Genomic DNA, 21,541 nt, shown 5'->3' with positions numbered 1-21,541 from the left:
CAGATGTTGGCGTTCGCGTATCGGGTGGGGGGGCGTCCGTGCATGATGGAAGTGACCCCCGCCGGGTGGATTCTGCTCATGCGAAAACGCGCGCGGAAGGGGGTATTGGTGGCAGCATTTTCCCGGTGGCAGCACCGTGCCAACGACGGGGCGCGGGTCCGGGCCGCCGGCCCGCCACGCCCCTCGCCATCTACGGCGACGTTCGGCCTGGAAGTCGAGGTGGCATGAGGCTGCCGCTGGTCCTTTCCTGCCACCGGGACACCTTTCCCGCCGCCGCCTCTTCGCCCAGAATGGATCATGGACAGAGCAGAGTTACCCGCTGGCACCTGGTTCCAAGACCACCGGGCGGGCGGGGGTGACAATTGGGGGGCAAAGACATGAGTAGTGCTGGTCGAATTCTGGGCTTCGCGACCGCCGCGGTTGCTTTCTCATTCGCTTCCCTGGGCGCGACCGCCCAGGCCGACACCGGCCCCGGTCCCGCGGACGCCGGGGTCTTCCTGCGCTGCGAGGCCGCGGGCGCGCCCCTGGAAGGGGACCTGGACTGGGACCTGGTGTCCGAAAACCTGAACTGGGACTGACTCCGTGCCGGATGGCCTGGACCTGGACCTCGGTCTCGACGTGGAGCTGCCCGACGGCAACCTCGACGGGGACTCGGCGCCGCTCTGCACGGTTGCCGCCGGGGTCGACTAGGGCCTTTCTTTTGGGTCAGGCTGGATCAGGGAGCGGGGTCCGGTGCGGGTGATCGCAAGGCGGAGGAGGGAGACAACGCGGAGCGTTGGTGACCGACGACAACGCGGCGAGCGCGCGTGCTGGGGCACGCGAGCCCAGTAAGATCCAAAAGAAAGGCCCTAAGGGCTGTCCCGTCATCCCTGGCGGGCGCGCGACGACAGCTACGGCACCTCGCCGCGTTGTCGGAACGTCCGCATACATCCAGTATGCGGACGCGTTGGCGACTGACGACAACGCGGCGAGCGCGCGTGCCGGGGCGCGCGAGCCCAGTAAGATCCAAAAGAAAGGCCCTGGGGCCTGGCTCAGAGCCAGCCGCGCTGCCCCGCCCGGAGACCGGCCTCGAACCGGCTCCGGGCGTTGAGGCGTTCGCTCAGGTCGGCCGTCATCCTGCGCACCGTACGCAGCGAGACGCCGAGGCTCTTGCTCGCGGCCCCGTCGGTGAGCCCCTGGGCGAGGAGCCGCAGCAACTCCTGTTCGCGCCGGGCGAGTCCGTGCTCGTCCAGTTCCTCGCAGCGGTCGCGCGCGTCGCCGAGCGGGACCGCGTCCGCCCACACCCGTTCGAAGAGCTCCACGAGCGCCTTCACCACGCCGGGCGAGTTGATCTGGACGGCCCCCCTGCGGGTGTGGTCCGGGTCCATGGGCAGGATCGCCACCGTGCGATCGATCACCGCCATCCGTATCGGCAGCACCGGCACGGTCCGGACCTGGCCGCCGATGCCGGTCAGCCAGCCGGCGTACTCCACGGTCGTCGCGTCGTTGCGCACGCTGTCCAGGTAGACCGTGCGCATCCGCACCCCGCGCCCGATGACGTCGCTGTCGAGCGGCTTGCTGGCGGCCAGGCTCGCGGCCGACTGGCCGCCGCCCGGATTGAACGTCATGCACTCCTGCCGGGCCGCGTCCGCCAGATCCTGCATGCGCTCCTGCACGCAGTCCATGCCGATCAGGCGCTCCGCGTCCGGCTGCGAACACGACGGGTACAGATGCCCGAACTCCGCCAGCATCGCGCGAATGTCCGCCCGGGTGCGCTCGTACTCCTTCTGCCGGTCGTGCAGTTCGGTGAGCTGGTCGCTCAACAGGGAGTACAGGCTCAGGTTCGGGTCCACGGGCCGCAGCTCGTCATGGTGCGGGACGGCCAGGAGCTTGCGGTCGATCAGCTGGTCGACCGCTCGCCGCACCTGCTCCTCGGTCAGGTTCAGCCGCTGCCGCACATCGCTCGGCCGCAGCCCGTGGTTCTCGAGGATGAGCCGGTACACATCCTCTTCATGGGATTCGAAGCCCAATCTGCTCAACATTGTTGTTCCCCTGCAACGCATACCGAGAGGTGAGGCAACAGGCGCGCACCCCTATGGGGCCCCCGTCCTTCGACCCCTCGCCCCGCAGGAGTGTAGCTCTGGTGAAGGTTTGGATGTAGGTGTGTTTATACGTTGTGTCCTACCCTTTTGACGACACATAGGCCTAGTGCCGGTCAAAATATGGTCAAGAGACAGTAGGGAAAAGTGAAAAGTCCTCACCTTTCGCCAACGCGCTCTCCATGCAACTCACAAACTCGTCCTGGTGTCGCCCGTCCAGCAGCCGGCCGGGCTCAAGACGCTGTACGAGGCGCTGGAGCGCCAGGATCAGCCACCCGTCGCCGCGCACCGCGCTTCCCTCCCGGTCACCCCCGTACAGCCACGCGTACAGGCAGGACGCCGCCGCGTGCAGCACACAGTGCCGGGCCGCCGCGCGGGACGCCGCCACCGAGTCCGGGGTCCGGCCCGCCCCGGTCACCTCGGCGTACAGGGCCTCCCGGTGTGCCGTCAGCTCCGCCAGTACGAGGGAGAGTCCGGCCGCCGACCCCTCGTCCAGGCGCTCCTTCGCGACGGCGGCCGCCTCCTCGACGGCCTCCGTCCAGCCCCGGGTGATCTCGTCCTGGGCGGCGTTGGTGAGCTGGAGCGCGTCGCCGGACGGGGACCACACCGGCGCCTCGCGCGACCAGTCGAACAGGGCGCGCAGCACCTCGCGGCCGTCCTCGACCGGCCGGTCCGCGACGGCGGCGACCGTCGGCAGCTGCGTGGCGATGCTGTGCAGATTGACGTGTGTCGTGCCCTCGAAGACCGTCGTGATGGCGTGGTCGCGGCGCAGCTTCTGCAAGGCCCCCGAGGCGACGCCCTCGCGCAGGTAGCCGCGCCCCCCCAGCACCTTGCCCATGTGGTCGAGCACCTCTTCGCCCATCACCGGGACCAGGTACTTCACGACCGAGGACCACAGGCTCATCCGCGACGGCACCACCGACAGGGCCCGCGCCACGGGCAGCGCCACGCACTCGGCGATCAGGAGATCCAGATGGGCGCCGACCAGGTGCTCCCGCACCACGGGGATCTCCTTGACCGGTGACCCGTACAGCACCCGCTCATTCGCGTACCGCATCCCGATCCGCAGCGCCGAGTCCATGGTGCCCAGCGACATCGCGCCGATGGCGGTCCGGGTGATCTGGAGGGTCTTCAGCACCGAGGCGAGCCCCCGGTACGGCCGGCCGACCAGCGCCGAGCGGGGGACGCGCGCGTCGTGGAACGTGATCCCGCTCAGGTCGTGGCCGCGCAGACCGGCGCCCTTCACGAACGGGGTGTTCGTCCACGCCCCGTCCGCCAGCCGCTCCTTGTCCACCAGGAACAGGGAGAGCCCGCGCCCGTCGTGCTGGGCGAGGACGCTGACGAACCGCGACCTGGTCGCGTTGCCGACCGGCCACTTCTCGCCGTTGAGTACGATCTCGTCGCCGTCCGAGACGGCCGTCGTGCCGCTCGCCGCGAGGTCGCTGCCGTGGTCGCGCTCCGAGATGCCGAAGCAGGCCATGGCCCCGGCGGCCAGCCCCGCGGCCACCGAGGCGCGCTGCTCGTCGGTGCCCCACAGCCACACGGGCGTGGCGCCCAGCAGGGTCGAGCCGAACAGCACGGAGAAGGTGAGGTTGCGCCGGGCCAGGGTGCGGGTCAGCAGGAGGGCCGACTCCAGGTTCCGCAGCCGTCCGCCGTCGCCCTCGGGGACCAGGAAGTCGGCGAACCCCCAGTCCGACAACAGCTTCTTCGCGCCGACGGGCAGTTCGTCGCGCTCCTCGGCCGGGACGATCGCGGCGAACGAGAAGGGACCTTCGCCGTCGACCGGGTCGCCGAGGAGCTGTTCGAGGGAGGCGACGATGTCGAGGGTGGGCCGGGCGTGCTCCAGCGTCATCGAACAGCTCCATGAGGGTCGGAGGTGTGCCCACGGGTTTCGGGGGCGGGTGCACCCATGCTCGGCGCGCGGGCGCGCGGGCCACCAGGCAACCGACCGGCAGCTGTTGCTGCCCGCAAATTGCCCAGGGCCTTCCTGGCCGGGTGCGCCCGGGCGGGCGAGGGTGTGGGCCGGGGCCGACGGGCCACGGTGGATGAAAGGATCGCGTTCCCGATGACCGACGTTTCCGTTGAGGGCTCGGCCCCTCCGCGCGCCGAGGACGGCTCCGCCGACTCGGCGCTCTTCACCCTCGACCGGGCCCGCGAGGACCTGATGGAGGTCGACGCCTCCATCCGCGCCTGTCTCACCTGGGACTACGACGGGCGCGACAGCCGCATCTGGAAGCTGTACCAGCGCAACAAGCAGAACCAGTGGGACGCCGACACGGACATCGACTGGAGCTACGACGTCCGCTTCGGCGCACCCCTCTCCGACGGCCAGAGCGCCGGCCTCGCCTCGTTCGCCGTCTCCGAGACCAGCCCCGTCCCCCGCGAACTGCTCAACAGCTTCCGCTGGGAGTACCAGGCGTGGATGGTCAGCCAGTTCCTGCACGGCGAACAGGGCGCCCTCGTCACCACGGCCCGGCTGGTGGAGACCGTTCCCGACCTGGAGGCGAAGGTGTACGCGGCCTCCCAGGTCGCCGACGAGGCCCGGCACGTCGAGGCGTTCGCCCGGTACATCGACGAGAAGATCGGCGTCTCCTACCCGATCAACCCCGGCCTCAAGGCCCTGCTGCGCGACCTGCTCGCCGAGTCCCGCTGGGACGTCGTCTACCTCGGCATGCAGGTCATCGTGGAAGGGCTCGCCCTGGCCGCGACCCGGCTCGCCAGCAGCGGCTTCGGCGACCCGCTGATCACCTCGATCACCCGGATGATCGCCAAGGACGAGGCCCGGCACATCGGCTTCGGCGTGGTCTCGCTCACCGGCCTCTACAACGACATGACGACCCGGGAGCGCGACGAGCGCGAGGCGTTCCTGCTGGAGGCCGTCCACCTGATGTCCCGCCGGTTCCTGCTGCGCGAGGTCTGGGAGAAGATGGACCTCGACATCGAACGGGGCCTGACCTTCGCCCGTACCGACCCGATGATGTTCGGATACCGGCAGCTGCTGTTCCAGCAGGTGATCCACGTCCTGCGGCAACTCGGTCTGCTCACCCCGAAGCTGCGCGACCTGTTCCTCGCCGAGAACCTGGCCCGGCCCGAGGCGCTGCGCACCGCCGCGTAGGCCCGCGCCCCGCACCCCGAATCGGAAGGAGAGGGCCGGCGATGTCCGTCGCCCGTACGCGCCTGCCCGAGGTCGTCGTCACCGGCCTCGGCGCCACCACCCCGTTGGGCGGCGACGCCCCCGCCACCTGGGAGGGCATCGTCGCGGGCCGGTCCGCCGCCCGCGCCCTCACCGAGCCCTGGGCCGAAGCGCTGCCCGTCCGCATCGCCGCCCGGGCCGCCGTCGAACCCGACACCGTCCTGGACCGGACGCGGGCGCGCCGGCTCGACCGGGCCGCCCGGTTCGCGCTCGTCGCCGCCGAGGAGGCTTGGCGGGACGCCGGTTTCCGCGGCCCGGCCGGTGACCACGGGCAGCCGCCCGCCGAGCGCGTCGGCGTCGTCATGGGCAGCGGCATCGGGGGCGTCGGCGCCCTCCTGCGCGCCCAGGAACAGCTGCGCACCGGACGGGAGCGCGCCATCTCCCCGTACACCGTGCCCATGGTCATGGTGAACGGCGCCGCCGGGGCGGTCAGCCTCGCGCTCAACGCCCGGGCCGCCGCCCTCTCTCCGGCGGGGGCCTGCGCGGCCGGGGCGGAGGCGGTCGCGGCGGGCCTGGACATGATCCGCCTCGGCCGGGCCGATGTGGTCGCGGTCGGCGGCAGCGAGGCCGTCATCGGCCCGCTGACGCTCACCGCCTTCGCCTCGATGCACGCGGTGTCCCGGCGCAACGACGACCCGGCGGGCGCCTCCCGCCCCTACGACAAGCAGCGCGACGGGTTCGTCCTCGGCGAGGGCGCCGCCGTCCTCGTCCTGGAGTCCGCCGAGCACGCCCGCGCCCGGGGCGCCCGCGTCCACTGCGTGCTGGCGGGGGCCGGGGTGAGCGCGGACGCCCACCACATGGTGCGGCCCGAACCGGACGGTCTCGGCTTGGCGAGCGCCCTGCGCAAGGCGCTCGCGGACGCCGGGCTGACCCCGGCGGACGTGAAGCACGTCAGCGCCCACGCCACGTCGACCCCGCAGGGCGACATCGCGGAGAGCCGGGCGCTCAACCATGTGCTGGGGGAGTCCGGTTACGCCGTCTCCGCCGTCAAGTCGGCCGCCGGGCACCTGATCGGCGGCTCCGGGGCGCTGGGCGCGCTCGCCGCGGTGCTGTCCCTGCGCGACCGCACGGCCCCGCCCGTCGCGAACCTGGCCGACCAGGACGACGCCATCACGCTGGACGTGGTGCGCATCGTGCCCCGCGCGCTGCCGGCCGGTGACCTCGCGGCCCTGTCCAACGCGGCGGGCTTCGGCGGCCACAACGTGGTGCTGGCGTTCCGCTCGTAGTTCTTGAAACAGAAGAGGGGCCGGTCGGCGACCGGCCCCTCTTCGTGTGCGTGCGTACGGGTCAGACCGCCGCCGTGTCCGCGAGCGTGCCGTCGCACAGCTGCTTCCACATCAGCCGTCGGCGCGGCTTGCCGCTCGACGTGACCGCCAGGCCGCTGCGGCGGACGTGGACGAGCAGCAGCTCCGCGTCGGGCAGCGACTCCGTGACGACCTCCCGGGCGACCGCGTCCCACTCCGGCTTCGCGCCCTCCATGACCACGGCGGCCGTCGCGACGCCGTCGCGGAAGCCCAGCAGGACCGCCGCCCGGCGCTCAGGGACGCCCAGCTCGTGCAGTCGGCCCTCCAGGTTCTCCGCGAAGACCATCTTGCCGTTCATCTTGATGCCGTCGCCGAGGCGGCCCAGCACGAACAGCTGGCCTTCGCGCAGGAATCCGGCGTCGCCCGAGCGCAGCACGCCCGACGCCAGGCTGGTGCCGGACGCCGAACCCGCTTCGCCCACATAGCTGTTGCCGCGCACCGACGTCCCGCCGACGACGATCTCGCCCACGGTGCCGTCCGGCACGGGCCGGTCGTCCGCGTCCAGCACGGACACCGTGACACCCTCCATCGGGCGCCCGCAGCCCACGATGCGGGCCGTGCCGGGCCGCCCGTCCTCGCTGTCCGGGGCGGAGGCCGTCCAGCCCTCGTGCGGGGCCAGGCCGGTCACCCCGAGAGTCGCCTCCGCGCCCCCGTACGCCGGGGTGAAGACGCCGCGCCGGAAGCCGTACGGGCCGAGCAGCGCCTCGATCGCCTCCAGGGCGGCCGGGTCGATGCGCTCGGCGCCCAGGCTGACCGATTGCAGGGCGCTGAAGTCCAGGCCCTCCAGGGCGGCCGGGCGGACCCGGCGCAGGATGTACGCCAGGCCGAAGTTGGGCATCGCGGTCAGGCCGATCCGGTTCTCGCTGATGCAGCGCAGATAGCGGACCGGGTCGCGCAGGAAGTGCTCGGGCTGCATCAGCCAGCCGTCGCACCCGGTGACCACCATGTTGATCAGGCAGCCGGTGAGGCCGAAGTCGTGGTGCACGGGCATCCAGCTGATGCCGGCGTCCTCGGGCCGCCACCGCAGCCGGCGCCGCATCGCGGTGATGTTGGCGCGCAGCGCGTCGGACGCGACCCGCACCCCGCGCGAGAAGCCGCTGGACCCGGAGGTGAACTGGAGCAGCGCGTGGTCCGGCAGCGGGTACGGGGCGGCGGCCGGTTCCACGTCGCGCACCAGCTCATCGAAGAGCACCGGCCGGCGGATGCCGAGCCCGGCGCACGTCTTGCTGACCGCCTCGAAGGAGTCCTCGTCGCAGATGGTGAGGGCCGGGGCCGCCGTGCGGAAGAGGTGGTCGACGTGGCGCTGGTAGTCCTCGCTCCGCTGGAACGCGAACGGCGGCGCGATCGAGGACGGCGTCGCTCCGGCCGCGAGCGCGCCGAACAGGCTGGCCGCGAAACCGGGGCTGGAACGCTGCACCACGACCACCACGTCGTTGTGGCGCACCCCGTGCGCGCGCAGCGCGGCGGCGGTGGTGAGGGTCAGCCGGGCGAGCGACCGGTAGGAGTGGAAGTCCCAGCTGTCACGGGGTCCGGCGAAGTAGAGCCCGCGGTCGGCCGGCGCGTCGGTCAGCCACTCCAGCAGGGCGCGGTCGGGATAGCTCTCGGGACGGGTCAAAGCAGTGGTCCTCTCAGCCTCTGCGGGCATTGCTGCGCATCATGCCGAGCGGCGGCGGGCCCCTTCCAGGCAAGAATCCGGTAACTCGCCCCGGCAGCCGGCGACGCCGGTTGCCGGTTGCTTTCCTGGTGACCGCACATGCGTTCGGCGAGCATCGATGCCACGGCGCCGGCCTGTCGACACCCTGCCGTCGCCGCCCCGCACGTCCCGGGGCGGCCGCGCCCGCCGTCACCCCGGCGCCCCACGACCGCCGGACGTCCCGCCCTGCGGACCGCGCTGAACACCCCGCGATCCGGCCCAGGGCACCAGACCGAGGCGCGCTGGAACGCGCCGGGAAGGTGGTCGTCGTCCGATGACTCCGCTCGTCACCGAAGGCACCCCGTTTCCGCTGACCGCCGCCCAGCGCGGGGTCTGGTTCGCGCACCGGCTCGCCTCGCCCACCTCGACGTTCAACCTGGCCGACTACCTGGAGATCCGGGGTCCGGTGGACGCCGGTCTCCTCCGGCGCGCGGTCCGCAGGGCCGAGGTCGAGAGCGGCACCTTCGACGTCACCTTCGGCGAGGGCCCGCAGGGCCCGTACCAGACGGCCGTCGCGCAGGCCGGCGAACTGCTGCGGGAGATCGACCTCTCGGACCGGCCCGACCCGCACGCCGAGGCACTGCGCTGGATGGCCGAGGACCGGCACACCGCCCTGGACCTCGTCCGCGACCCGCTGTTCAACGAGGTGCTGCTGAAGCTCGGGGAGGCGCACTTCATCTGGTACAAGCGCTGCCACCACATCCTCATCGACGGCTTCGGCAGCGTGCTCTTCACGCGCCGGGTCGCCGAGCTGTACGCCGCCGAGGCGGCCGGTGAGGAGCCCGCGGGCGCCCCGCTGAACACCCTCGCCGAGCTGGTCGCCGAAGAGGCCGCCTACCGGGCGTCCGACCGCTTCGCGCGCGACCGCGCCTACTGGCTCGCCCGGTTCGCGGTGCAGCCGGAGACCGCGACCCTGTCCGACCGCACGGTGCCGGGCCGGGCCGGAGAGGTGCTGCCCACCCGCACCGCCGAGCTGCCCGAATCCGCGCTGGCCGCCCTCCGGACCGCCGGCCGCGAGGCCCGGACCACCTGGACGGTCCCGGTGCTTGCCGCGGTCGCCGCGTATCTGCACGGCATGACCGGGCAGCGCGACCTCACCATCGGCGTCCCGGTCGCGGCCCGGCGCACCGACATCGCCCGCAACAACCCCGGGATGATGGCCAACCAGCTCCCGCTGCGGCTCACCGTCGACCCGGCCACCACCCGCTCCCAGCTGCTGCGCCAAGTCGCGTCCCGGCTGGCCGAGCTCCTGGAGCACCAGAACTACCCGTACGACGACCTGCGGCGCGACCTGAAGCTCGTCGGCAGCGGCGGTCACCTCTTCGGGGTGCAGGTCAACATCATCCCGGGCAGCGGCGACCTGCTCTTCGACGGCCACCCCACCTACGCCCGCACCCTCCAGGGCGGCCCGGTCCCCGACCTCAACATCAGTGTCCGCTCCCAGAGCACCGGACAGGGCGCCGCCATCGACTTCGAGGCCCCCGCCGACCGCTACACCGAGGACGAACTCGCCGCCCACCAGGACCGCTTCCTGCGCTACCTCACCGCGCTGGCCACCGCCCCCGCCGACCTCCCGATCGGCCGCCTCCCGCTCCTCGGCCCCGACGAGCACGAACGCGTCCTCGTGGAGTGGAACGACACCGGCCGGCCGGACGCCGGGACCACCTTCCCCGAGCTGTTCGAGCGGCAGGTCCGGGCCACCCCGCACGCCGACGCCGTACGGGCGGGGGAGACCACGCTCTCGTACGAACGGCTCAACGCCCGCGCCAACCGCCTCGCCCGCCTCCTCGCCCGCATGGGCGCCGGTCCCGACACCCGGGTCGCCGTCGCCATGGACCGCTCACCGGACGCGGTCGTCGCCGTCCTGGCGGTCCTCAAGGCGGGCGCCGCGCACCTTCCGGTCGACGTGTCGTACCCGGCCGAGCGCATCGCGTACATGCTGGACGACGCGCGCCCCGCCCTGATGCTCACCACCCGCGCGGCCGCCGCCCGGCTCGACGGCCTCGCCGGCCTCCCCGAGCAGCTGTTCCTGGACGAGCTGTTCGTCGGCGGCCTCTTCCTGGACGAGCTCGTCCTGGACGAGGCGTCCCTGGCGCCGCACTCCGACGACAGCGACCTCACCGACGCGGACCGGACCGCGCCCCTGCGCCCCGGTCACACCGCGTACGTCATCTACACCTCCGGGTCCACCGGGCGTCCCAAGGGCGTGCTGGTTCCGCACACCGGGATCGCCGCCCTCGCCTCCACCCAGGCCGACCGGCTCGCGCTGCGGCCCGGCGAGCGCGTCCTGATGTTCGCCTCGCCCAGCTTCGACGCCTCGGTGTGGGAGCTGTGCACCGCGCTCCTCACCGGCGGCTGCGCGGTTGTCGCCCCGGCCGAACGCCTCCAGCCGGGGCCCGCCCTGGCCGCCCTGATCGCCGAGACCGGCGTCAGCTGCCTGCTGCTCGCGCCCTCCGCGCTGTCCGTGATGGCCGAGGGCTCGATCCCGCCGGGCGTCACGCTGGTCGTCGGCGCCGAGGCGTGCCCGCCCGACCTCGTGGAGCGCTGGTCGCCCGGCCGCCGCATGGTCAACGCCTACGGGCCCACCGAGTCCACCGTCATCACCACCATGAGCGACCCGCTCGCCGGGCGCACCGTGCCCCGCATGGGCCGCCCCGTGCACCGCACCCGGGTGCGCGTCCTGGACGAGGCGCTGCGCCCGGTCCCGGCGGGCGTGGCCGGCGAGGTCTACATCGCGGGCTCCGGCCTGGCGCGGGGCTACCTGAGCCGCCCCGGCCTGTCCGCCGGGCGGTTCGTCGCCGACCCGTACGGCGAGCCCGGCGCCCGCATGTACCGCTCCGGCGACCTCGCGCGCTGGACGTCCGACGGCGAGCTGGAATACCTGGGGCGCGGCGACGACCAGGTCAAGGTGCGCGGCTTCCGCATCGAGCCCGGTGAGATCGAGGCGGTCCTCGCGGCCGACCCGGCCGTCGGGCACGCCACGGTCGTCGTCCGCGAGGACGCCCCCGGCGTGCGCCGCCTCGTCGCCTACGTGGTGCCGGGCCCGGACGCGATGCCCGAGCCCGCCGCGCTGCGGGAGCTGGCCGCCGCCGGGCTGCCCGAATACATGGTGCCCGCCGCCGTCGTGGTGCTCGACGCGCTGCCCCTCACCCCCAGCGGCAAGCTGGACCGGAATGCCTTGCCCGCACCGGAGTTCACCGGCGCCGCCGAGAGCCGCGCCCCGCGCGACGAGCGCGAGCGGCTGCTGTGCGAGCTGATCGGCGAACTCCTCGGCGCCACCGCCGTCGGCATCGACGACAACTTCTTCGACCTGGGCGGCGACTCGATCGTGGCCGTCCAGTTCGTCACCCGCGCCGCCCGCGCCGGGATCGGCCTCACCCCGCAGGACGTCTTCACGCACCGCACGGTCGCGGCCATGGCCGCCCACGCGGCGGGCATCGACGCCCCCGGCGACGAGCGGGCCGACGCCCCGCCGATCCCCGAACCCGTGAGCCCCGAGGAGGCCGCGGCCCTGCGCGCCCGCTGGGCCGGGCGGAACGCGGAGGCGCTGCTCCCGCTCGCCCCACTCCAGGAGGGCATGCTCTTCCACGCCTTCTACTCCGGCGCCGCCCTCCGCGAAGGCGACGCGGACGCCGGTCCCGACCCGTACAACGTGCAGAAGGTCTTCGGGCTCGCCGGGCCGCTCGACGCCGAGGCGCTGCGCCGCGCCTGCCGGGGCGTACTCGACCGGCATCCCGCGCTGCGCGCCGCGTTCGACCGCGCCGGGTCCGGGGTGCCCGTGCAGGTGATCTGCGGCGGCCTCGAACCGGACTGGGCGTTCCACGACCTCGCGGACCTGGCCGAGCCGGAGCGCGCCGCCGCGCTGAGCGGGCTGCTCGCCTCGGACAAGGCCCGCCGCTTCCGGATGGACGCGCCGCCGCTGATCCGCTTCGGCCTCGTGCGCACCGCCCCGGACGAGCACCTGCTCGTCCTGACGAACCATCACATCCTGTACGACGGATGGTCGTTGCCGCTGGTGCTGCGGGACCTGTTCCTGCTGTACGCGGACGGCGGAGCCGGGTCCGCACTGCCGTCCGCCGTCCCGGTCTCCGACCACCTCGCGTGGCTCGCCGCCCAGGACCGTACGGCCTCCGAGGACGCCTGGCGCACCGCGCTCGCGGGCCTGGACGAGCCGACGCTCGTCGCCCCCGGCGCCCAGGCCGCCACCGGCACCCCGGCCCTCGCCGTCACCGAGCTGGACGAGGAGCTGACCCGGGCGGTGAACGCGGCCGCCCGCACCCGGGGCCTGACCACCAGCACCGTCGTCCAGGGTGCCTGGGCGCTGCTCCTCGCGCTGCTCACCGGCCGCGACGACGTCGTGTTCGGCACCACCGTCTCCGGCCGGCCGCCCCTGCTCCCGGGCGTCGAGGAGATGGTCGGGATGCTGATGAACACCGTCCCGGTCCGGGTCCGCGTCGACCCCGCGCAGCCGTTCGCCGCGCTCCTCGCCACCGTGCAGTCGGAGCAGGCCGCGCTGACTGGGCACCACCACCTCGGCCTGGCCGCGCTCCAGCGGCTGACCGGGATGCCCGAACTCTTCGACACCAGCACGGTCTTCGAGAACGCCCCGGTGGACCGCGCGTCCATCGGCCGGGCCGTCCCGGGGCTGCGGATCAGCGTCGAGGAGTCCGACGCCACCGGCGCCACGCACTACCCGCTCAGCCTGATCGCCGCCCCCGGCAACCGGATGCGCCTGGAACTCACCTACCGGGCCGACCTGTATGGCGAGGCCGAGGCGAACGCCGTCCTCACCCGGCTCCGGCTCGCCCTCGCGGCGTTCGCCGCCGACCCGGACCGGCCGGTCGCCGGGATCTCCCTGCTCACCGTCGAGGAGACGGCCGCGGCGCTCACGGCGGGCGAGGGCCCGGTCCGCGCCTTCCCGGACGCCACCCTGCCCGAGCTGTTCGCGGCCCAGGCTGCCCGCACCCCGGACGCGGTCGCCGTCGTCTGCGGTGCCGAGACCGTCACGTACGCCGGACTCGACGCACGGGCCGGCCGCCTCGCCGCCGCGCTCGTCGCGAAGGGGGCGGGGCCCGGCCGGGTCGTCGGGGTGAGCCTGCCCCGCTCGGTCGAGCTGATCGTCGCCCTGCACGCCGTGCACCGCGCCGGGGCCGCCTACCTGCCGATCGATCCGGAGTACCCGGCGGAGCGGGTCCGCAACATGCTCAGCGACGCCGACCCGGTCCTCGTCATCGACCCGGCGAACTACGCGGCGCTGGTCTCGGGCGCCCCGGCCGCCGACGGCCCCGCCCCGGACCGCCCGCTGCCGCTGCACCCGGCCTACGTCATCCACACCTCCGGCTCCACCGGCCGCCCGAAGGGCATCGTCGTGGCGCACGCCGGGGTCGCCAACTACCTGCACTGGATGCAGGACGCGTTCCCGCTCGGCCCCGGCGACCGGGTCCTCCAGCGCACCTCGATGAGCTTCGACCCCTCGGTGTGGGAGATCTTCTGGCCGCTGATCACCGGCGCCGCCGTCGTGATCGCCGAGCCGGACGGGCACACCCGGCCCGGCTACCTCCCCGACCTGATCCGCCGGGAGAAGGTCACCGTCGCCCAGTTCGTCCCGTCCACCCTCGAAGTCTTCGTCCAGGAGCCGGGCGCGGACCGCTGCGACGGGCTGCGGCGGGTGTTCTGCGGCGGCGAGGCCATGACCTCGGGCCTGGTGGAACGGTTCCGCGCCGTGAGCGGGGCCGCCCTGCACAATCTGTACGGGCCGACCGAGGTGTCCGTCTACTCCACGAGCCACCTGGCGATCGCGGGCGCCGAACCCGCCGCCGTGCCCGTCGGCCGCCCCGCCTCCAACTTGCGGGTGTACGTGCTCGACGCCCGGCTGCGGCCGGTGCCCCCGGGGGTGAGCGGCGAAATCTGCATCGCGGGGCGCGGCGTCACCCTCGGCTACGCGGGCCGGCCCGGGCTCACCGCCGAACGATTCGTCGCCGACCCGTACGGCGCGCCCGGCACCCGGATGTACCGCACCGGCGACCTCGGCCGCCGCCGGGCCGACGGGGAGCTGGAATACCTGGGCCGCGCCGACCACCAGACGAAGATCCGGGGCCACCGCATCGAGCTCGGCGAGATCGAGACCGTGCTCACCGCGGACCCCTCGGTGGCCCGCGCCGCGGCCATCGTCCGGGAGGACCGGGCGGGCGCCCCGCGCATCGTCGCGTACGCCGTCCCCGCCGCGGGTTCCTTCGACGCGGACGCGCTCCGGGAACACCTCGCCGCCTCGCTGCCCGGCTACATGGTGCCGTCCGTCCTGATGGAGGTCGCCGCCCTGCCGCTCACCCCGAACGGAAAGCTGGACCGCAAGGCCCTGCCCGTACCGGAGTTCTCGGCGGCCCCCGCCGGACGCGAACCGCGCGACGCCCGCGAGACCTTGCTCTGCGGCCTGTACGCCGAAGTGCTCGGCCTGGAACGCGTCTCGATCGACGACGACTTCTTCGGCCTCGGCGGCGACTCGATCATGTCGATCCGGCTGGCCGGCCGCGCCCGCACCGAAGGGCTCGACCTCACCCCGCGCGACGTGTTCACGCACAAGACCGTCGCCGCGCTCGCCCCCCACGCCAAGGACGTCGCGGCGGGCGAGGGCGACTGGACCCCCGCCCAGCAGCCCCTCGTCCCGCTCGACCTGGACGAGCTCGAAGAGCTCGAAGCCCAATGGGAGAACTCGAAGTGAAGCAGACCTCACTGGAAGCGGTGCTGCCGCTGTCCCCCTTGCAGGAGGGCATGCTCTTCCACGCTCTCTACGACACCGAGGGCGTCGACTTCTACAACATGCAGACGCCCCTGGAGCTGGCCGGGGCCCTGGACGCGCACGCCATGAAGCGCGCCTGCGGGCAACTCCTGGAACGCCACTCCGGTCTGCGCGCGGGCTTCCTGCAACGCCGATCGGGACAGGCCGTCCAGGCCGTGGCCCGTGCCGTCGAGGTGCCCTGGGAGGAGAGCGACCTCAGCGGCTTCGGCGAGTCCGAGCAGCGGGCCCGGCTCACCCGGCTCCTCGCCGCCGACCGCGAACGCCGCTTCGATCTGGCCCGGCCCCCGCTCGTCCGCTTCACCCTCGTCCGCCTCGGCGCCGAACGCCACGTCCTGGTCATCACCAACCACCACATCCTGGTCGACGGCTGGTCCCTGCCCATCGTGCTGCGCGACGTCTTCCGCCTCTACCGGCGCGCCCGGGGCGACGCCGGCCTGCCCGACCTGGAGGCGGTCGCCCCGTTCAGCGACTACCTGGGCTGGCTCGGCGCCCAGGACCGGGCCGATGCCGAACGCGCCTGGGCCGAGGCGCTGGAGGGGCTCGCCGAACCGACGCTGGTCGCCCCGGCGGCCGCCGCGGGCACCCCGGGACGCCAGCAGCGCGTCATCGCGGACCTGCCGGCCGAACTGACCGCCGCGCTCAGCACGGCCGGGCGGCAGCGCGGACTGACCCTCAACACCGTCGTCCAGGGCGCCTGGGCGCTGCTCCTCGCCTCCCTCACCGGGCGCGACGACATCGTGTTCGGGGCCACCGTCGCGGGCCGCCCGCCACAGATCCCCGGCGTCGACCACATGGTCGGCCTGCTCATCAACACCGTGCCCGCCCGGCTGCGCATCGACCCGGTCGAGCCGCTGTCCGCGATGCTGGCCCGGCTCCAGGACCAGCAGGCCCGCCTCGGCGGCTACCACTACCTGGGCCTCGCCGACATCCACCGGACCACCGGGCACACCGAACTCTTCGACACCACCGTCGCGTTCGAGAGCTTCCCGATCGACCCGCTCGCCGCGTCCAAGGCGATCCCCGGCATGGCCATCTCCATCGTGGAGGCCACCGGCCACGACGCCCACGAGGGCACCCACTACCCGCTCAGCCTCGCCGTCTACCCGGGCGACGAACTGCGCCTCGAACTCAACCACCGCCAGGACCTCTTCGACACCGGGGTGGCGACCGCGCTCCTCGGCCGGCTCCGGCTGCTCCTCGAAGGCTTCGTCTCCGCCCCGGACACCCCGGCCGGTCGCGTCGACCTCCTCACCGAGGAGGAGCGCCGCCGCACCCTCTACACCTGGAACGACACCGCCCGCGAGGTCCCCGACGCCACGCTCCCCGACGTCTTCGAGGCGCAGGTGCGGGCCACCCCCGAAGCGACCGCCCTCGTCGGCGGCGGGCAGGCCCTCACCTTCGGCGCCCTCAACGCCCGCGCCAACCGGCTCGCCCGGCTCCTCGCCGCCCGGGGCGCCGGACCCGACACCCTCGTCGCGCTCGCGCTGCCCCGCACCGCCGACACCGTGGTGGCGATCCTCGCCGTGCTCAAGGCCGGGGCCGCCTACCTGCCGATCGACCCCGAGTACCCGGCCGCCCGGATCACCGCGCTGCTCGCCGACACCGATCCGGTCCTCCTGGTGACCACGGACGTCGTCGCGGCCGGGCTCCCGGACGGGGGGCCGGACCGGCTCTCGCTCGACGCCCTCGCCGACCGGCTCGACGGCGGTGCCGGGGCGCCCTCCGACGCCGACCTCACGGACGCCGACCGCACCGCCCCGCTGCTCCCCGCGCACCTCGCGTACACCATCTCGACCTCGGGCTCCACCGGCACGCCCAAGGCCGTCGCGGTCGAGCACCGCGCCCTGGTGAACATGTTCCACAGCCACCGGGACCGGTTCTTCGCGCCGGAGTCCGAGGCGGCGGGCGGCCGTCGGATGCGCGTCGCGCTCACCAACGCGCTGGTCTTCGACGCCTCCTGGAGCCAGCTCCTGTGGATGACCGGCGGCCACGAACTGCACCTGGTGGACGACGAGACCCGCAAGGACCCGCACGCGCTGACCGCGTACGTCACCGAGCGGCGCATTGACGTCCTCGACACCACGCCCAGCTTCGCCCGCACCCTCCTCGCGGCCGGGCTCCTCGCCGCCGGGAGTCACCGCCCGACCACTCTCGCGCTCGGCGGCGAGGCCGTCGGCGACGACCTGTGGGACGAACTGCGCGCCACCGAGGGCCTGAACGGCTACAACCTGTACGGCCCCGCCGAGTGCACCGTCGACGCGATGCTCTGCCGCACCGGCGACAGCGAGCGCCCCGCCATCGGCCGCCCCGCGCACAACACCCGCGTCTACCTTCTGGACGACCGGCTGCGCCTGGTCCCCGCCGGTACCGACGGCGAGCTGTACATCGCCGGGGCCGGGCTCGCCCGCGGCTACCTCGGCCGCCCCGGGCTCTCCGCCGAACGCTTCGTCGCCGACCCCTTCGGCGGGCCCGGCGCCCGCATGTACCGCACCGGCGACCTCGGCCGCCGGCTGCCCGACGGCACGATGGTGTTCGCCGGGCGCGCCGACGACCAGGTCAAGATCCGCGGCTTCCGCGTCGAGCCCGGCGAGATCGAGGCGGTCTGCGCCGCCGACCCGGCCGTGGCCCGGGCGGCCGTCGTGGCCCGCGAGGACCAGCCGGGTGTCAAGCGCCTCGTCGCCTATGTGGTGCCCGCCGACGCCTCCGCCGACATCGCCGGGCTGCCCGGCCGGCTCGCCGGGGCGCTGCCCGCGCACATGGTGCCCGCCGCAGTCGTCACGATGCCCGAGCTGCCGCTCACGATCAACGGCAAGCTGGACCGGCGCGCCCTGCCCGCCCCGGAGTTCGCGGGCACGGCCGGCGGCCGGGCGCCGAAGGACGACCGGGAACGGTTGCTGTGCGAGCTGTTCGCCGAGGTGCTGCACGTCGAACGCGTCGGTGCCGACGACAGCTTCTTCGACCTGGGCGGCGACTCGATCCTCTCCCTCCAGCTGGTCTCCCGGTTGCGCAAGGCGGGGCTCGTGCTCACCCCGAAGGACGTCTTCACCCACCGCACCGTCGCCGCGCTGGCCACCACCGCCACCGCGACCGCCGAGGCCGAGCCCTCGTTCGTGCCACCGGAGGGGCCGCTGGTCACCCTCGGCGCCGAGGAGCGGGCGGAGCTGGAGCGGGACTACCCCGGGCACCTGGACGTCCTGCCGCTGACCCCGCTCCAGCAGGGCATGCACTTCCACGCCCTGCTCGCCGAGGACGGCGTCGACGTCTACAACACCCAGCGCCCCCTGCAACTCGCCGGGGAGCTGGCCCCGGGCGTGCTGCGCACCGCCTGCGAGGCGCTGCTCGCCCGGCACGACAATCTGCGCGCCGCGTTCGTCCGCCCGGCCGGCGGGGCCGCCGTGCAGGTGGTGCCCGCCGCCGTCGCCCTGCCGTGGACGGACCTCGACCTCACCGGGCTCGACGAGGAGACCCAGCGCGACCGGGTCGCCGCCCTGCTCGCCGAGGACCGGGTCCGTCGCTTCGACCTGGCCGAACCGCCGCTGGTGCGGGTCACCCTGGTCAAGCTCGCCGACGACCGCCACCTCTTCCTCCTGACGCACCATCACATCCTGCTCGACGGCTGGTCGCTGCCCCTGATGTTCCGCGACCTCTTCGAGCTGTACGCGAACGGCGGCGCCTCCGCGTCCCTGCCGGCCGTCACCCCGTACCGCCACCACCTCGGCTGGCTCGCCTCCCTGGACGGTACGGGCGAACAGCTGTGGAAGGACGCGCTGGCCGGGCTCGACGGGCCGACCCTGGTCGCCCCCGGCGCCGACGCGGCCGCCGCCGTCGTCCCGGACCTCGTCGCGCACCGCCTCGGCGCCGACGAGACCCGTGCGCTCACGGCCGCCGCCCGCGCCCACGGGCTGACCCTGAACACCGTCCTCCAGTACGCCTGGGCGGTCGCCCTCGGCCGCCTCACCGGCCGCCGCGACGTCGTCTTCGGCGCCACCGTCGCCGGGCGCGCCCCGCAGCTGCCCGGCGCCGAGTCCGTCGTCGGCATGCTGATGAACACCATCGCGGTCCGGGTGCGCTGGGAGCCCGGGCAGCCCCTCTCCGGCGTCCTGGCCCGGCTCCAGGACGAGCAGGCCGCCCTCGGTGAGGCGCACCACGTCTCCCTGGCGGCCGTGCAGCAGAGCGCCGGCCACGGCGAACTCTTCGACACCGTCCTCGGGTTCGAGAACACCCCGGTCGACCGGGCCGCCGTCCAGGAGCAGGTGCCCGGCCTCCGGATCTCCGTGGACGACACCGCGGCGCCCGGCGCGACCCACTACCCGCTCAGCCTGGTCGTGGTCCCCGGCGAGTGTCTGAGCCTCGAACTGAACTACCGGGGAGACCTGTTCACGCACGACGAGGCGGACCGGCTGCTCGCCGTGGTGGGCCGCGTCCTGGACGCCCTCGTCGCCACCCCGGACCTGCCGACGGGTCGCATCGGCCTGCTCTCCGCACCCGAGCTCGACCGCCTGGTCGCCGAGCCCAACCGGGAAGCCGACGCCCGGGCCGCGACCCCGGCCACCTTCCCCGAGCTGTTCGCCCGGCAGGTCGCCGCCCGCCCGGACGCACCCGCCGTCACCGGACCGGGGGGCACCCTCTCGTACGCCGAACTCGACGCCCGCGCCAACCGCCTGGCCCGCGTCCTCGTCTCCCACGGCGCCGGACCCGAACGCCTGGTCGTCGTCGCCATGCCGCGCTCGACGGACTCCGTGGTGTCGATCGTCGCCGCGCTCAAGGCGGGCGCCGCCTACCTGCCGCTCGACGTCAGCTACCCGGCGGACCGGATCGCGTTCATGCTCCGCGACGCCGCCCCGCACCTCGTCCTCACCACCCGCGAGGCCGCCGAGGGCCTGCCCGCCCAGGAGGACGGACCCACCCGGCTGTACGTGGACGAACTGACGGTCCCCGAATCCACCTCCGACGCCGACCTCACCGACGCCGACCGGACGGGCCCGCTACGCCCGGCGTCCGCCGCGTACGTCATCTACACCTCGGGCTCCACCGGCACCCCGAAGGGCGTCCTCGTCACGCACGGCGGCCTCGCCTCGATGACGGCCGCCCAGGCCGAAGGGCTCGGCGTGAAGCCGCTCGGCAAGGTGCTGCTCTACGCCTCGCCCAGCTTCGACGCCTCCGTGTGGGAGCTGTGCACCGCACTGCTCACGGGGTCCTGCGCGGTCGTCGTGCCGGCCGGTGAACTCCTGCCGGGGCAGCCGCTCGTGGACACCGTCGCCCGGTACGGGGTGAACTGCCTGCTGCTGCCGCCGTCCTCGCTGGCCGTGGTGCCCGAGGGCGGGCTGCCCGAGGGCGTCACACTCGTCGTCGGCGGCGAGGCGTGCGCGCCCGACCTGGTGGCCCGCTGGTCCGCCGGACGCCGCATGGTCAACGCGTACGGGCCGACCGAGTCCACCGTCATGGCCACCATGAGCGCACCCCTGGCCGGGCGCACCGCCCCGCCCATGGGCCGCCCGGTCGCCGGCAGCCGCGTCTACGTGCTGGACGAGACGCTGCGCCCGGTCCCGCCCGGGGTCCCCGGCGAACTGCACATCGCCGGTGTCGGGCTCGCCCGCGGCTACCTCGGCCGCGCCGCGCTCACCGCGCAGCGCTTCGTCGCCGACCCGTACGGCGCCCCCGGCACCCGGATGTACCGCACCGGCGACCTCGCCCGGTGGACCGCCGACGGGCAGCTGGAGTACCTGGGCCGCAGCGACGAGCAGGTCAAGGTCCGCGGCTTCCGCATCGAGCCCGGCGAGGTCGAGGCCGCGCTCACCGCCGACGCCTCCGTGGAGCGGTCCGTCGTCGTCGCCCGCGAGGACACCCCCGGCATCCGGCGCCTCGTCGGCTATGTCGTCGCCGCACCGGGGGAGCGGGTCAGCCCGGCGGCCCTGCGGGAGCGGGTCGGCGCGGTGCTGCCGGACTACATGGTCCCGGCCGCCGTGGTCGAGCTGGACGCCTGGCCGGTCACCCCGAGCGGCAAGCTCGACCGGAACGCCCTGCCCGCCCCGGACTTCAGCGCCGCCGCGACCGGGCGCGCCCCGCGCGGCGAGGCGGAGGAGCTGTTCTGCGCGCTCTTCCAGGAAGTGCTCCAGGTCGACCGGGCGGGCGCGGACAGCAGCTTCTTCGACCTGGGCGGCGACTCCATCACGTCCATCCAGCTCGTCACCCGGGCGCGCAGGGCCGGGTACGAGATCGCCCCGCGCGATGTGTTCGCCGGCCGCACCGTGGCCGGTCTGGCCGCGCTGGCGAAGCAGCTCGACTCCGAGGCCAGGCAGCCCGCCGCCGCCCCCGACGAGCCCTTGGTCGCCCTGGACCAGGACGAGCTGGACGAGTTCACCGCGGAGTGGGACGACGACTCCGCCTGAGACCTCCCCGGCGCGCCCGTGCGCGCCGGGGACCACGCCCGACGACGACCCGGCAGGGACCCTGCTCGGCCGGGTCCGAGGGCGGCAC

The 21,541-nt window shown here is 74.0% G+C and carries 8 protein-coding genes; 5 read left to right on the top strand and 3 right to left on the bottom strand.

Annotated features, from left to right (window positions below):
• Positions 1–377: 377 nt before the first annotated feature.
• On the top strand, positions 378–578 hold the full coding sequence (locus ABZ693_RS02100; protein WP_359872340.1) for a hypothetical protein: 201 nt from the start codon (positions 378–380) through the stop codon (positions 576–578).
• Positions 579–1,031: 453 nt separating this feature from the next.
• On the opposite strand, the gene ABZ693_RS02095 is transcribed toward ABZ693_RS02100, so the two are convergent.
• Positions 1,032–2,009, bottom strand: coding sequence for a LuxR C-terminal-related transcriptional regulator (locus ABZ693_RS02095; RefSeq protein ID WP_359872338.1), 978 nt, complete (start codon positions 2,007–2,009; stop codon positions 1,032–1,034).
• Between the two features lie 196 nt (positions 2,010–2,205).
• Positions 2,206–3,930 (bottom strand): acyl-CoA dehydrogenase family protein, encoded by a 1,725-nt coding sequence (locus tag ABZ693_RS02090; protein ID WP_359872336.1) that lies wholly within the window; start codon positions 3,928–3,930, stop codon positions 2,206–2,208.
• 213 nt (positions 3,931–4,143) lie between these two features.
• Between ABZ693_RS02090 and ABZ693_RS02085 the strand changes: the two genes are divergently transcribed.
• Entirely contained in the window at positions 4,144–5,193 is a 1,050-nt protein-coding gene (locus tag ABZ693_RS02085; protein WP_359872334.1) for a ferritin-like domain-containing protein, read from the top strand.
• A gap of 41 nt (positions 5,194–5,234) precedes the next feature.
• A complete protein-coding gene (locus tag ABZ693_RS02080; protein WP_359872332.1) occupies positions 5,235–6,497 on the top strand; it encodes a beta-ketoacyl-[acyl-carrier-protein] synthase family protein in 1,263 nt (420 codons plus the stop codon).
• A gap of 61 nt (positions 6,498–6,558) precedes the next feature.
• On the opposite strand, the gene ABZ693_RS02075 is transcribed toward ABZ693_RS02080, so the two are convergent.
• Positions 6,559–8,190 carry an AMP-binding protein gene (locus tag ABZ693_RS02075; protein WP_359872330.1) on the bottom strand — a complete coding sequence of 544 codons (1,632 nt, stop codon included), beginning with the start codon at positions 8,188–8,190 and terminating at the stop codon, positions 6,559–6,561.
• 352 nt (positions 8,191–8,542) lie between these two features.
• On the opposite strand from ABZ693_RS02075, the gene ABZ693_RS02070 reads away from it, so the two are divergent.
• Both ABZ693_RS02070 and ABZ693_RS02065 read left to right on the top strand, forming a co-directional pair.
• A complete protein-coding gene (locus tag ABZ693_RS02070; protein WP_359872328.1) occupies positions 8,543–14,986 on the top strand; it encodes a non-ribosomal peptide synthetase in 6,444 nt (2,147 codons plus the stop codon).
• The gene (locus ABZ693_RS02065; protein ID WP_359872326.1) at positions 14,983–21,453 is read left to right on the top strand and encodes a non-ribosomal peptide synthetase; all 6,471 of its coding nucleotides are present in this window, start codon (positions 14,983–14,985) and stop codon (positions 21,451–21,453) included. Before ABZ693_RS02070 ends, ABZ693_RS02065 begins: the two co-directional genes overlap by 4 nt.
• Positions 21,454–21,541: the final 88 nt, after the last annotated feature.

The organism is Streptomyces laurentii (genome assembly GCF_040635425.1).
In the GTDB taxonomy this organism is placed as follows: Bacteria; Actinomycetota; Actinomycetes; order Streptomycetales; family Streptomycetaceae; genus Streptomyces; species Streptomyces laurentii.
This window is presented reverse-complemented; position numbering and strand designations above follow the sequence as displayed.